We start from the raw sequence: 12,521 nt of genomic DNA on the forward strand, positions 1-12,521 counted from the left end.
CCCACTCGAAGCCCCCCAACACCTCGCGCACCGCATGTCCGCGCAGGCGGGGCCGTCCGACCTCGACGGCCACATCTACCAACGCCTGCTCAAGGAGCGCATCGTCTTCCTCGGCTCGGAGGTGCGCAACGAGAACGCGAACGCGATCTGCGCGCAGATGCTGCTGCTCAACGCCGAGAACCCCGAGGCCGACATCTCGCTGTACATCAACAGCCCGGGTGGTTCGGTCGACGCGGGCATGGCCCTCTACGACACGATGCAGTTCATCTCCAACGACGTCGCCACGTTCGGCATGGGCCTGGCCGCCTCGATGGGCCAGTTCCTGCTGGCCGCCGGCACGCCCGGCAAGCGCTACGCCACGCCGCACGCGCGCATCATGATGCACCAGCCCTCCGGCGGCATCGGTGGTTCGGCCTCCGACATCAAGATCCAGGCTGAGCAGTCGATCCTGCTCAAGAAGCAGCTCAACCAGCTCCAGTCGGTCCACACGGGTCAGAGCATCGAGCAGATCGAGCTCGACTCCGACCGCGACCGTTGGTTCACGGCCGAGCAGGCCAAGGAGTACGGCTTCATCGACCACGTGGTCGCCAGCGCGAGGGAGATCAGGTCATGAGTTATTACATCCCACAGTGGGAGGAGCGCACCTCCTACGGCTTCCGGCGCATCGACCCGTTCGCCAAGCTGTTCGAGGACCGCATCATCTTCCTCGGCACGCCGATCAGCGACGACGTCGCCAACGCCGTGATCGCCCAGCTCCTGAGCCTGCAGGTCATGGAGCCTGACCGCGACATCAGCATCTACATCAACAGCCCCGGTGGTTCGTTCACCGCCATGACGGCGATCTACGACACGATCCGCTACCTCAAGCCGGACGTGCAGACGTTCTGCCTCGGTCAGGCGGCCTCGGCTGCCGCGGTGCTGCTCGCCGCCGGCGCGCCGGGCAAGCGCTTCGCGCTCCCGAACGCTCGCATCCTCATCCACCAGCCCTACACCGAGGGCACGGGCGGCCAGATCTCCGATCTCGAGATCCAGGCCAACGAGATCCTGCGCATGCGTGAGCTGATGGAGCAGATGATCGCCGAGGCCACCGGCAAGGAGCCCGCCGACGTCAGCCGCGATGTCGATCGCGACAAGATCCTCACGGCGCAGCAGGCGCTGGAGTACGGCCTGATCGACCAGGTGCTCGACACGCTCAAGGTCCCCGCGGTCTGAGCGACACGCAGTCCGGGCCGACGTGACACACGTCGCGATCGGCCCGGGCCGCGGCTAGGCTGGACGACAGCTGAGGAAAGGAACACCCGTGGCGCGCATCGGTGAAACGGCCGATCTGTTGAAGTGCTCGTTCTGTGGGAAGAGCCAGAAGCAGGTCAAGAAGCTCATCGCGGGCCCGGGCGTCTACATCTGCGACGAGTGCATCGACCTCTGCAACGAGATCATCGAGGAGGAGCTCGCCGAGAACTCCGAGCTCAGCCTGGGCGAGCTGCCCAAGCCGCACGAGATCTACGAGTTCCTCAATGGGTACGTGATCGGCCAGGACGGCGCCAAGAAGTCGCTCGCCACGGCGGTCTACAACCACTACAAGCGCGTGCAGGCCCAGCAGGCCGGCGGACGCAGCAAGGACGAGCAGGTCGAGCTCGCCAAGTCGAACATCCTCATGGTGGGCCCCACCGGGTGCGGCAAGACGTACCTGGCCCAGACCCTCGCGCGCATGCTCAACGTCCCCTTCGCGATCGCCGACGCCACGGCGCTCACCGAGGCCGGCTACGTGGGTGAGGACGTCGAGAACATCCTCCTGAAGCTCATCCAGGCGGCCGACTACGACGTCAAGAAGGCCGAGACCGGCATCATCTACATCGACGAGATCGACAAGATCTCGCGCAAGAGCGAGAACCCGTCGATCACCCGCGACGTGTCGGGTGAGGGCGTGCAGCAGGCGCTGCTGAAGATTCTCGAGGGCACGACGGCCTCGGTGCCGCCGCAGGGTGGTCGCAAGCACCCGCACCAGGAGTTCATCCAGATCGACACGACCAACGTGCTGTTCATCGTCGGCGGCGCGTTCGCGGGTCTGGAAGAGATCATCGAGTCCCGCTCCGGCAAGGTCGGGGTCGGCTTCAACGCCGAGACCGTCGAGGTCAAGTCCCACGAGCCGGCCAAGATCTACTCGCGGGTCGAGCCCACCGACCTGCTGAAGTTCGGGCTCATCCCGGAGTTCATCGGTCGTCTGCCCGTCATCGCCAGTGTCGAGAAGCTCGACAAGGAGGCGCTGGTGCGCATCCTGACCGAGCCGCGCAACGCGCTCTCGAAGCAGTACGAGCGGCTGTTCGAGATCGACGGCATCGAGCTGGAGTTCACCGACGCGGCGATCGGCGAGATGGCCGATCTCGCGCTGCGCCGCGACACCGGTGCTCGCGGGCTGCGCTCGATCATCGAGGAAGTCCTCCAGCAGACGATGTTCGAGGTCCCCAGCAACGAGCACGCCGCTCGCGTCATCGTCGACGACGCGGTCGTGCGCGGTGAGTCGGCTCCCACGATCCTGACGCGCGACGAGGTGGAGAAGAAGGCCTCGTAGCATCGTCAGGCTCCCCATCGAAGGCGGTTCTGCCATGGTCAGCGACATCACCCTCCTGGGTGCCACGGGATACACCGGCGGCCTGACCGCCGACTATCTTGGCTCCCACCTTCCGGACGGCGCCACGTGGTCGATCGCGGGCCGCAGCCGGGCGAAGCTGGAGGTTGCCGCGGACCGGATCGAGGCCGCCGGCGGGGTGCGTCCGGAGCTCGTCGAGGCCGACGTCACCGATGCCAGCTCGCTTCGCGGCGTCGCGGAGGGCACGCGGGTGCTGGTCACCACGGTGGGGCCCTATCTCAAGCACGGCGAGCCTGCGGTGAAGGCCGCCGCCGAGGCGGGCATCGCGTACCTCGACCTCACGGGCGAGCCGCAGTTCGTCGACGACATGTGGCTGAAGCACCACGCCACAGCGGTGGCGTCGGGCGCACGCCTGGTGCATGCGGCGGGATTCGACTCGGTGCCGTACGACCTCGGGGTGCTCTACACGGTCCAGCAGCTGCCCGACGACGTCCCGATCACCGTCAACGCCTATCTGCGTGCCGGCATCACCCCGTCGGGCGGCACCTTCCACTCGGCGATCGGTCAGTTCTCGAGCTTTCGGGAGTCGGCCAAGCTGGCCAAGAAGCGGCGCGCGTCCGAGGAGCGTCCGGCTGATCGGAAGGTCCGCGGCACCGGCAGACTCGGGCGGGCGCCCCACGACACCGGCTGGGCCGTGCCGCTGCCCACGATCGACCCGCAGGTCGTGCTTCGCTCGGCCCGCGCGCTCCCGACGTACGGCCCGGAGTTCACGTACGGTCACTTCGCCCACGTGCGCACGACGCGCATGCTGGCCGCTGGTGCGGTCGGCGTCGGGGCCCTGGCCGTCACGGCGCAGGTGCCGCCGCTGCGCAAGCTGCTCCTGTCGCGCATGGATCCCGGCGACGGCCCCGAGCAGGCCCAGCGCGAGAAGGCGTGGTTCAAGCTCGACCTGCTGGCCCAGGCCGGAGGCGACACGCTGCACACCCGGGTCACGGGCAAGGACCCCGGCTACGGCGGCACCGCCAAGTACCTCGGTGAGGCCGCGATGAGCCTGGCGTTCGACGACCTCCCCGACGTCAGCGGGCAGACCACCACCGCGGTCGCGATGGGTCAGGCCCTGATCGACCGCCTCAACCCCGAGGCCATGAAGTTCCAGACCTGCGAGGAGCATCGTGCGGGTCCTGATCACCACCGCGGAGCGGTCTGACTCTCAGGACCCGCAGGTCGAGTGCCGTGCGGAGTGCCCGAGGAACGAGGGCGCGACGCGCGGTGTATCGAGACCGTGGTGAGGTGACGGACACCCTCAGCCACCGTCCGGTGCTGGGGCCCGAAGGTCACGTGACCGGGTCTCGATACGGTCGGCCGCGGGCGGCCTCCCACTCGACCAGCGAGTGGGTTCGGCGGGCGGCCTCCCACTCGACCAGCGAGTGGGTTTGGCGGGCGGCCTCCCACTCGACCAGCGGAGGGGTTACTCCGCCTCCGCCAGCGTGGCCTCGACCGTGACCTCGGTGGTGCCGTCAGCGGGGGAGAGCGTGAGCTCGCCGACCACGCGACCGGCGGCCTTGACGTCGTCGAGGGCCAGAGCGGCGAGGTCGAGCACCGCGGCCGGACCGGTGGCCGTCGCCGCGGTGACCTCGGTGCGCTGACTGACCTTGGCGGTCGACTTCGCGCCACGGATGCCGGCGAGCACCTGCCCCGCCGCCGCGAGCACGCCCGCGTCGGCGCCCTCGGGCAGCTCGTCCGCGGTGGGCCAGGCGGCCCGGTGGATCGAGCCCTCCTGCCACCACGACCAGACCTCCTCGGTCACGTACGGCAGGTACGGCGCGAGCAGGCGCAGCTGCGTCGACAGCGCCAGCACGAACGCGGCCTTTGCGGACGCGCCACCGGCGTCGTCGCGACGGGCACGCTCCTTGACGAGCTCGAGGTAGTCGTCGCAGAAGTCCCAGAAGAACTTCTCGGTGACCTCGAGCGCCGAGGCGTAGTCGTAGTCCTCGAGGAACGCCGTGGCCTCGCCGACGACGGTGCGCAGGCCCGCCAGCATGGCCAGGTCGAGCGCCTCGGTGACCCGAGAGGCATCGAGGAACGAGGCGTCGGCGCCCAGACCGTAGGACTCCTCCGCGGCCAGCACGAACTTGCTGGCGTTGAGCACCTTCATCGCCAGGCGACGTCCGACCTTCATCTGCGCCTCGTCGAAGGGCGAGTCGGCCCCCGGACGAGCACCGGCGGCCCGCCAGCGCACGGCATCGGCGCCGTACTTGTCCAGGATCTCGTTGGGCACGACGACATTGCCCTTGGACTTGCTCATCTTCTTGCGATCGGGGTCGACCACGAAGCCCGACAGTGCCGCGGTGCTCCACGGCACTCCGTCGAACTCCTGGTGGGCCCGCACGACCGAGCTGAACAGCCAGGTGCGGATGATGTCGTGACCCTGGGGGCGCAGGTCCATCGGGTAGGTCGCGGCGAAGAGCTCCGGGTCGCGCTCCCACCCTGTCACGAGCTGCGGGGTGAGCGAGGACGTGGCCCACGTGTCGAGCACGTCGGGATCGGCCATGAACCCGCCGGCCACGCCACGCTGGGACTCCTCGAAGCCGGGGGGCGTCTGCGACGCCGGGTCGACCGGGAGGGTGTCCTCGGCGGCGAAGATCGGGTCGTCGTAGTCGGGCTGAAGATCGGCGTCGAGGCGGTACCAGACCGGGAACGGGATGCCGAAGAAGCGCTGACGGCTCACGAGCCAGTCGCCGTTGAGGCCCTCGATCCAGTTGGTGAGCCGGCTCTGCATGTACCCGGGCTTCCAGCTGATCTCGTCGCCGCGCTTGACGAGCGCCTGGCGCAGGTCGCTGTCACGGCCGCCGTTGGCGATGTACCACTGGCGGGTCGAGACGATCTCGAGCGGCTTGTCGCCCTTCTCGTAGAAGTTGGCCATGCGCTGGGTCGGCACGGGGTCGCCGTCGAGGTCGCCGCTGGCGCGCAGCGCGGCCACGACGGCCTCGCGCGCCGAGAACGTGGTCTTGCCGGCGAGCTCGGCGAACAGGTCGCGACCGGCGTCGCTCGCGATCCACTCGGGCACCTCGCGCAGGAAGCGGCCGTCGCGACCGATCACGGTGCGGTTGGGGAGCTGGTGCTCGCGCCACCAGATCACGTCGGTCAGGTCGCCGAACGTGCAGCAGTGCACGATGCCGGAGCCCTTCTCCGGGTCGGCGAGCGTGCTGGCGATGACGGGCACCTCGACGCCGAAGATCGGCGAGGTCGCAGTGGTGCCGAACAGGTGCCGGTACCGCTCGTCGTCGGGGTGGGCGATGAGCGCGACGGCGGCCGGGGTGAGCTCGGGGCGGGTCGTCTCGACGTGCGTCGTGCTGCCGTCGCTCAGGTGGTAGGCCACCCGGTGGTAGGCGCCCGGGTAGTCGCGCGCCTCGAGCTCGGCCTGCGCCACGGCGGTCTGGAACGTGACGTCCCACAGCGTGGGGGCGTCCTGCGTGTACGCCTCACCCCGGGCCACGTTGCGCAGGAAGGCTCGCTGGCTCGTGACCTGGGCGGCCTCGCCGATCGTGGTGTAGGTCTGGGTCCAGTCGACGCTCAGCCCGAGCGTGCGCCACAGCTTCTCGAAGACCTTCTCGTCCTCCGCGACGAGCTCGTTGCACAGCTCGATGAAGTTGCGACGGCTGATCGGGATCTGCTTCTTCGCGTCCGGCTTCTCCGGCGGGGTGAACGCGGGGTCGTACGCGACCGTGGGATCGCAGCGCACGCCGTAGTAGTTCTGCACGCGACGCTCCGTGGGCAGGCCGTTGTCGTCCCAGCCCATGGGGTAGAACACCTCGAAGCCGCGCATGCGCTTGTACCGGGCGATGACGTCGGTGTGGGTGTAGCTGAACACGTGACCCACGTGCAGCGAGCCCGACACGGTCGGTGGCGGGGTGTCGATCGAGTACACCGCGGAGCGCTCGGCCGGGCGCTGGAACCGGAACGTCCCACGGTCCTCCCATACGCCGCTCCACCGCTCCTCGAGGCCTTCGAGGACGGGCTTCTCCGGGACACGGTTCGCGGCACTGTTCACAAGGGATGAGTCTAGGCGCCACCGGCACCCGGCCGGGCGTGCCGGGTGCCTACGCGCGGTGCTCTGGTGCGGTCCGCGCGGGCGCGGCGTCGACGGGGTCAGCCGCGTGCCCGGCGTCGGCGACGTGGTGCGAGCCGTCGGTGCGCCACAGGTGGCTCGGCCACCACATCCACCGGCCCACGTCGAGCGTCAGGGCGGTCACGAGCACCGAGCGCACGACGATCGTGTCGAGCAGGACGCCGAGGGCCACGACGAAGCCGAGCTGGGCCAGGAAGACGATCGGCAGCGTGGCGAGCGCGGAGAAGGTGCCGGCGAGCACGAGCCCGGCCGAGGTGATGACGCCGCCCGTGGCCGCCAGGCCGATCAGGGCGCCGCGGCGGGTGCCGATCTTGACCGACTCCTCGCGGACCCGGGTCATGAGGAAGATGTTGTAGTCGATGCCGAGCGCCACCAGGAACACGAAGGCGAACAGCGGGAAGGACGTGTCGGTGCCGGCGAAGTCGAAGACCTGCTGGAACACGACGGCACTGATGCCGAGCGCCGCCCCGAAGGACAGCACGACGGTGCCGAGGAGGATCAGCGGCGCCAGGATCGAGCGCAGCAGGACCCCGAGCACGACGAGCACGACGAGCAGGATCAGCGGGATGATCAGCTGGTTGTCGGCCGCCGAGGCCGCACGAACGTCGAGGCCGATCGCCGAGATGCCACCGACCTGGGCATCGGCGCCGTCGACCGCGTGCACCGCCTCACGGGCCCGTTCGACGGTGTCGTACGCCGCCTCGGAGTCGGAGGCCGCGGTCAGGGTGCGCTCGAAGTAGACGACGTCGCCGCGCACGAGACCGTCCTGGCTCTCCGGCGAGCCCGGGGCTGCGGAGGCGGACGCGGGCTGCAGGCCGTCGGTGTCGTCGAGCGCGGCCGCCACGGCCCCGGCGTCGGCGGCCCTGGCCACGACCTGCACCGGCGAGCCCTCGCCGGCGGGGAAGTGATCGGCGATGACCTCGTCGGCCACGATCGAGGGTTGCTCGGTCGTGAAGGTGTCGGCGTTCGAGAGCAGGCCCGAGTTGAGCTGGGTCATGCCGACGCAGGCCAGGCCGAGCAGCACGGTCGTGGTGACCCACACGGTGCGCGGGCGTCGGGCGACCCGGGTGCCCACGCGACCCCAGAGCCCGCTGCCCTCGGTCTTGACGTCGCCGAACCGCGGCACGAAGGGCCAGAACACCCAGCGGCCGAAGACCACGAGCAGCAGCGGCAGCACGATCAGCATCACGAGCAGGGCCACCACGATGCCGGCCGCGGTGACGGGACCCAGCCCGGCCGTGGAGTTCATCTGGGCAAAGCTCAGGCACAGCAGCCCGATCACGACCGTGAGCCCGCTCGCGACGATGGCGGGGGCCGCGCGGCGCAGGGCGTGGCTCATCGCGTCGATGCGGTGCTCGAAGTTGCGCAGCTCCTCGCGGTAGCGCGCCACGAGCAGCAGGGCGTAGTCGATGCCGGCGCCCAGCACGAGCACCGCCAGGATCCCGGCGCTCTGGCCGTTGACCGTGAGGTCGGCGTACCGGGCGAGCAGGTACACGACGCCTTCGGCGGCGCCGACGCTGAGCACGCCGCAGACCAGCGGGATGAGCCAGAGGAACGGGCTGCGGTAGGTGAGCAGCAGCATGACGACCACGACGCTGAGGGCGGCCAGCAGGAGGATCCCGTCGATGCCGGCGAAGGCCGTGGCCTGGTCGGCGCCGAAGGCGAGGGGGCCGCCGACGTAGCCCTGGAGCCCGCCCCCGGTGGAGGAGGCGACGACCTCCCGCATCGCGTCGACCGCGTCGGGGAGCTGCTCGAAGCCTGCGGTGTCGTCGATGCGGTAGGTCACCACGAGCTGCAGCGCCGTGCCGTCCTGTGAGGTGAGCCGGGCGACCAGGTCGTCGCTGATCTGACCGGCCGGAGCCGTGGCCGCGACCTGCTGCTCGGCTGGCGACAGGCTCAGCACGGCGGGAGCGACGGCGCTGACGACGTTCTCGTCGAGGTCCTGCAGCTCGGCCAGGGCGCCGCGGACGGTGACGACGTCGGCGGCCGTGATCCCGCTGTCGCGCACGAAGACCACGATCGCCGGTGACTCGTCGTCGCTCGCGAAGCCCGCCGTGCGCTCGATGACCTTGGTGGACTCGGCGTCACCGGGGAGCCAGCTGGCGATGTCGTTCTCCTGGACGTCGCCCAGCTTGCTGGCCATCGAGCCGAAGCCGCCGAGGACCGCGACGGCGACGACCAGGCCGGCGACGATCGCGGTCCACGTGCCGCGGCGTGAGCGCCCGGGGGACGGCGTGGGGGACGGCGGGGAGAGCGGGGTGGGGCTCGGCGAGCTGTTCATGACAGATCCTTCTCGGCGCGCTGCACGCTCACGGTGGTGCAGGTCGCGATCATCATGGTGCCCCCGACCGACACTCCGCGATGGGGGATTTCGCGCATTTCTCCCTGAGGGCGCCTGCTCACGTCGGCTGCGGAGCCGCGTCGCTCAGGCGTCGCCGGGCGGATCGGCCTCCCCAGCACCAGCGCCGACCGCGGCGGCGTGGGCTGACGTCCGACGGCCCTGGCTGCGGCTGCGATACTGGGGGAGATGAGACCTTCCTTCTCCGAGGTCGAGCACGCGTTGCAGGGCCGCTGGCCCGAGACGCGTCTCGAGCCCTCGCTCGACCGCATCGCGGCGCTGACCCGGCTGATCGGCGACCCCCAGCAGTCGTTCCGCGTCGTCCACCTGACCGGCACGAACGGCAAGACGTCGACGGCGCGCATGATCGACGCCCTTCTGCGCACGCTCGACCTGCGCACCGGCCGGTTCACGAGCCCGCACCTGCAGTCGGTCACCGAGCGCATCAGCCTCGACGGCGAACCGCTGTCGCAGGAGGCGTTCGTCGACGCGTTCGCCGACGTCGCCGCCTACGCGCAGATCGTCGACGAGTCGCAGCCGCACCCGCTGTCGTTCTTCGAGATGACCGTCGCGATGGCGTACGCGGCGTTCGCCGACGCCCCGATCGACGTCGCCGTGGTCGAGGTCGGCATGGGTGGCACGTGGGACGCCACCAACGTCGCCGACGCCGACGTCGCCGTCGTGCTGCCCGTCGCGATGGACCACGCGCGCTACCTGGGCGACTCGCTGACCGACATCGCCCAGGAGAAGGCCGGCATCATCAAGGCCGGCGCGCGGGTCGTCGTGGCCGAGCAGGAGCCCGAGGTCATGGACGTTATCGGCCTGCGGGCCACCGACGTCGGCGCGACGCTGGTGCGCGAGGGGATCGACTTCGGCGTCGCCGCGCGGCTCGTGGCCGTCGGCGGCCAGCAGCTCGACCTGCAGGGCATCGGCCGGCTGTACGAGGACGTCTTCCTGCCCCTGCACGGTGCGCACCAGGCGCGCAACGCGGCGCTGGCCCTGGCGGCGGTCGAGTCGTTCCTGGGCGGTCGCGAGCTCGACCCCGACCTCGTCCGGTCGGCGTTCGCCTCGGTGCACTCCCCGGGGCGGCTGGAGGTCGTGCGACGCAGCCCCACCGTGCTGCTCGACGCCGCCCACAACCCGCACGGCATCGAGGCCTCGCTCGCCGCGATCGGCGAGGAGTTCTCGTTCAGCCCGCTCGTCGCGGTCGCCGCCGTCATGGCCGACAAGGACGTCGACGAGATCCTCCGCGCGCTCGACGGAGTCGTCGCGCACCTGGTCTGCACGCAGAACTCCTCCGACCGCTGCCTGCCGGCCAGCGAGCTGGGCGAGATCGCCGAGGACCTGCTCGGCGAGGACCGCGTCACGGTGGTGCCCCAGCTCGACGACGCGATCGTGCGAGGCATCGCGCTCGCCGAGGCGATGGAGGGCTACGAGGACGCGATCGGCAGCGGCGGCGTGCTCGTGACCGGATCGGTCGTCACGGTCGGCGAGGCCCGCACGCTGCTCGTCCCCACCGTGGCCGAGGGGACCGATCGATGAGGGCGCGCCTGTGCGCCGCGATGCTGTTCTTCGAGGCGATCCTCCTGGGGCTCTCGACGCCGGTCATGATCACGGTCGAGGACGTCGACCGTGGGCTCGCCCTGTGGCTCGGCCTCGGGCTGGCCGTGGCCTGCGTCCTCGTCGCGGGCCTGCTGCGACGCCCCGGCGGGTTCGCACTGGGTCACGCGCTGCAGGTGGCCGCGATCGCCCTCGGTCTCCTCGCGCCGGCCATGTACTTCGTCGGCGGCCTCTTCGCCCTGCTGTGGTGGGGCGCCTACCGGCTCGGGGGCACGGTCGACAGCGATCGGGCGCGGTGGGCCGCCGAGGCCGAGCAGACCGCGGAACCCCAGGAGAACGGCGGCGCCGCAGAGGTGTGAACCGCCTCCGGCGGGTCTAGTCTCGAGCCATGGTCAGGGTCCTGGCGGTCGCCGACGAGGTCGCGCCCCAGGTCGATGACGTCAGGGTGCGCTCCCTGCGGCCCGATCTGGTGCTCGCGGCCGGCGACCTGCCGTGGGACTACCTGGAGTTCCTCGCCTCCTGCCTGGAGGTCCCGGTCGTGTTCGTGCCGGGCAACCACGACCCGGAGATCGCCGCGAGATCGGCCTGGGGCGGGCCCGTGTTCGACGGCGCGCGCCCGCACGGCGCGGTCAACGCCGACGTGCGGGTCGTGGAGGCTGCGGGACTGCGGATCGCCGGCCTCGGCGGGAGCGTCCGCTACAACCGAGGGCCCCACCAGTACACCCAGCGCGAGTACGTGCGGCGCGCGCGACGTCTGGCGCGACGGGCCCGTCGCGCCGGCGGCGTCGACATCCTCCTGAGCCATGCTCCGCCGCGGGGACTCGGCGACGAGGACGACGGTCCGCACGTCGGCGTGGAGTCGATGCACGACCTCCTCGCCGATCTCGAGCCGCGGTGGCACGTGCACGGGCACATCCATCCCCACGGTTTCCCCCGGGCCGATCGTCAGGTCGGTCCGACCACCATCACGAACGTGGTGCCCTGGCGCCTGCTGGAGGTCTGACATGCCGCGCGAGAGTGGTTCTCCCCGGGTCGACGCCGAGAGCGACTTCCTGCGTGCCCGTCGCCAGCAGGTGCTGGCCGGTCTCGCGGCACGGGTGCGCGGCGCCACCGACGACGTCGTGCAGGCGATGTCCTTCGACGAGGTCGTCGAGGCGCTGGGTCGTCGCGGCGAGCGCTACGCCGGGACCCGTGTCATCCCGCTCGACGCCATCGTGGGCTCGGTCGACAAGGTCAAGGACTTCGACCGCCGGTTCCGCCCCACCTCGACCCGCAGCCGCGAGCGCTGGGAGCGTCTGGCGCGGGCCAGCCGCAAGGGGGAGGAGATCCCGCCGATCGAGGTCTACCAGGTCGGCGACTACTACTTCGTCCGCGACGGGCACCACCGGGTCTCGGTCGCGCACAGTCTCGGGGTGACGCTGATCGAGGCGCGCGTCACGGTGGTCGACACGCTCTTGACCCCGGTCGGGGTCGGTGCCCGCGACGAGCTGGAGCTCAAGCACTGGCGACGGCTCATGCTGGAGCGGGTTCCGTTCACGGGGGAGGCGCGCGCCGCCGTCGCGGTCGACCATCCCGTCCAGTACGGCGAGATCGCCGAGAACGTCGAGGCCTGGGCGACCCGGCGCATGCACGCCGAAGGGGCGTACATGGACCGGGAGACCATGGCCCGGCGCTGGTACGAGGAGGAGTACTGCCCCGTCGTGGAGCTCATCGAGGAGGCCGGGGTGCGCGGGCCCCACGAGCGCCCGACCGAGGCCTATCTGCGCATCGCCTGCGAGCGCTACACGTTGATCCGCGACCACGAGTGGAGCGCCGAGATCATGGAGCAGGTCGGCAAGGGCAAGCGCCGCAAGCGGTAGGTCCACGCGACCCAGTGGTCCCCTGACGGCTCCCCGCGGAGGTGGGAC

At 70.6% G+C, this 12,521-nt stretch carries 10 protein-coding genes; 8 read left to right on the top strand and 2 right to left on the bottom strand.

Annotated elements, in window-relative coordinates:
* Positions 1 to 34: 34 nt before the first annotated feature.
* The 4 genes from KAG51_RS00795 to KAG51_RS00810 all read left to right on the top strand — a co-directional run bounded on the left by KAG51_RS00795 (position 35) and on the right by KAG51_RS00810 (position 3,794).
* Positions 35 to 613, top strand: coding sequence for an ATP-dependent Clp protease proteolytic subunit (locus tag KAG51_RS00795; RefSeq protein WP_290579705.1), 579 nt, complete (start codon positions 35 to 37; stop codon positions 611 to 613).
* Complete coding sequence (locus tag KAG51_RS00800) at positions 610 to 1,212, top strand: ATP-dependent Clp protease proteolytic subunit (RefSeq protein WP_290579621.1); 603 nt, start codon at positions 610 to 612, stop codon at positions 1,210 to 1,212. Before KAG51_RS00795 ends, KAG51_RS00800 begins: the two co-directional genes overlap by 4 nt.
* Before the next feature lie 88 nt (positions 1,213 to 1,300).
* Positions 1,301 to 2,569, top strand: coding sequence for an ATP-dependent Clp protease ATP-binding subunit ClpX (gene clpX, locus KAG51_RS00805; RefSeq protein WP_290579622.1), 1,269 nt, complete (start codon positions 1,301 to 1,303; stop codon positions 2,567 to 2,569).
* Positions 2,570 to 2,603: 34 nt separating this feature from the next.
* Complete coding sequence (locus KAG51_RS00810; RefSeq protein WP_290579623.1) at positions 2,604 to 3,794, top strand: saccharopine dehydrogenase NADP-binding domain-containing protein; 1,191 nt, start codon at positions 2,604 to 2,606, stop codon at positions 3,792 to 3,794.
* 261 nt (positions 3,795 to 4,055) lie between these two features.
* Here the strand turns inward: KAG51_RS00810 and valS are convergent, their stop codons facing one another.
* Positions 4,056 to 6,638, bottom strand: a complete 2,583-nt coding sequence (gene valS / locus KAG51_RS00815) for a valine--tRNA ligase (RefSeq protein ID WP_290579624.1) — start codon at positions 6,636 to 6,638, stop codon at positions 4,056 to 4,058.
* Positions 6,639 to 6,687: 49 nt separating this feature from the next.
* Positions 6,688 to 8,997 (bottom strand): MMPL family transporter, encoded by a 2,310-nt coding sequence (locus KAG51_RS00820; protein ID WP_290579626.1) that lies wholly within the window; start codon positions 8,995 to 8,997, stop codon positions 6,688 to 6,690.
* A gap of 246 nt (positions 8,998 to 9,243) precedes the next feature.
* On the opposite strand from KAG51_RS00820, the gene KAG51_RS00825 reads away from it, so the two are divergent.
* From KAG51_RS00825 to KAG51_RS00840, 4 genes are read left to right on the top strand one after another with little or no spacing between them, the layout of a single operon-like run.
* The gene (locus KAG51_RS00825; RefSeq protein ID WP_290579628.1) at positions 9,244 to 10,596 is read left to right on the top strand and encodes a folylpolyglutamate synthase/dihydrofolate synthase family protein; all 1,353 of its coding nucleotides are present in this window, start codon (positions 9,244 to 9,246) and stop codon (positions 10,594 to 10,596) included.
* A complete protein-coding gene (locus KAG51_RS00830; RefSeq protein ID WP_290579630.1) occupies positions 10,593 to 10,973 on the top strand; it encodes a DUF4233 domain-containing protein in 381 nt (126 codons plus the stop codon). The genes KAG51_RS00825 and KAG51_RS00830 overlap by 4 nt, the downstream gene beginning before the upstream one ends.
* A 29-nt stretch (positions 10,974 to 11,002) precedes the next feature.
* Positions 11,003 to 11,617: a metallophosphoesterase gene (locus KAG51_RS00835; protein ID WP_290579632.1), complete on the top strand. Its 615-nt coding sequence runs from the start codon at positions 11,003 to 11,005 to the stop codon at positions 11,615 to 11,617.
* A 1-nt stretch (position 11,618) separates the two neighbouring features.
* Positions 11,619 to 12,473, top strand: coding sequence for a hypothetical protein (locus KAG51_RS00840; protein ID WP_290579634.1), 855 nt, complete (start codon positions 11,619 to 11,621; stop codon positions 12,471 to 12,473).
* The last annotated feature ends 48 nt before the right edge of the window (positions 12,474 to 12,521 follow it).

This window comes from Aeromicrobium sp. (assembly GCF_023146395.1).
In the GTDB taxonomy this organism is placed as follows: Bacteria; Actinomycetota; Actinomycetes; order Propionibacteriales; family Nocardioidaceae; genus Aeromicrobium.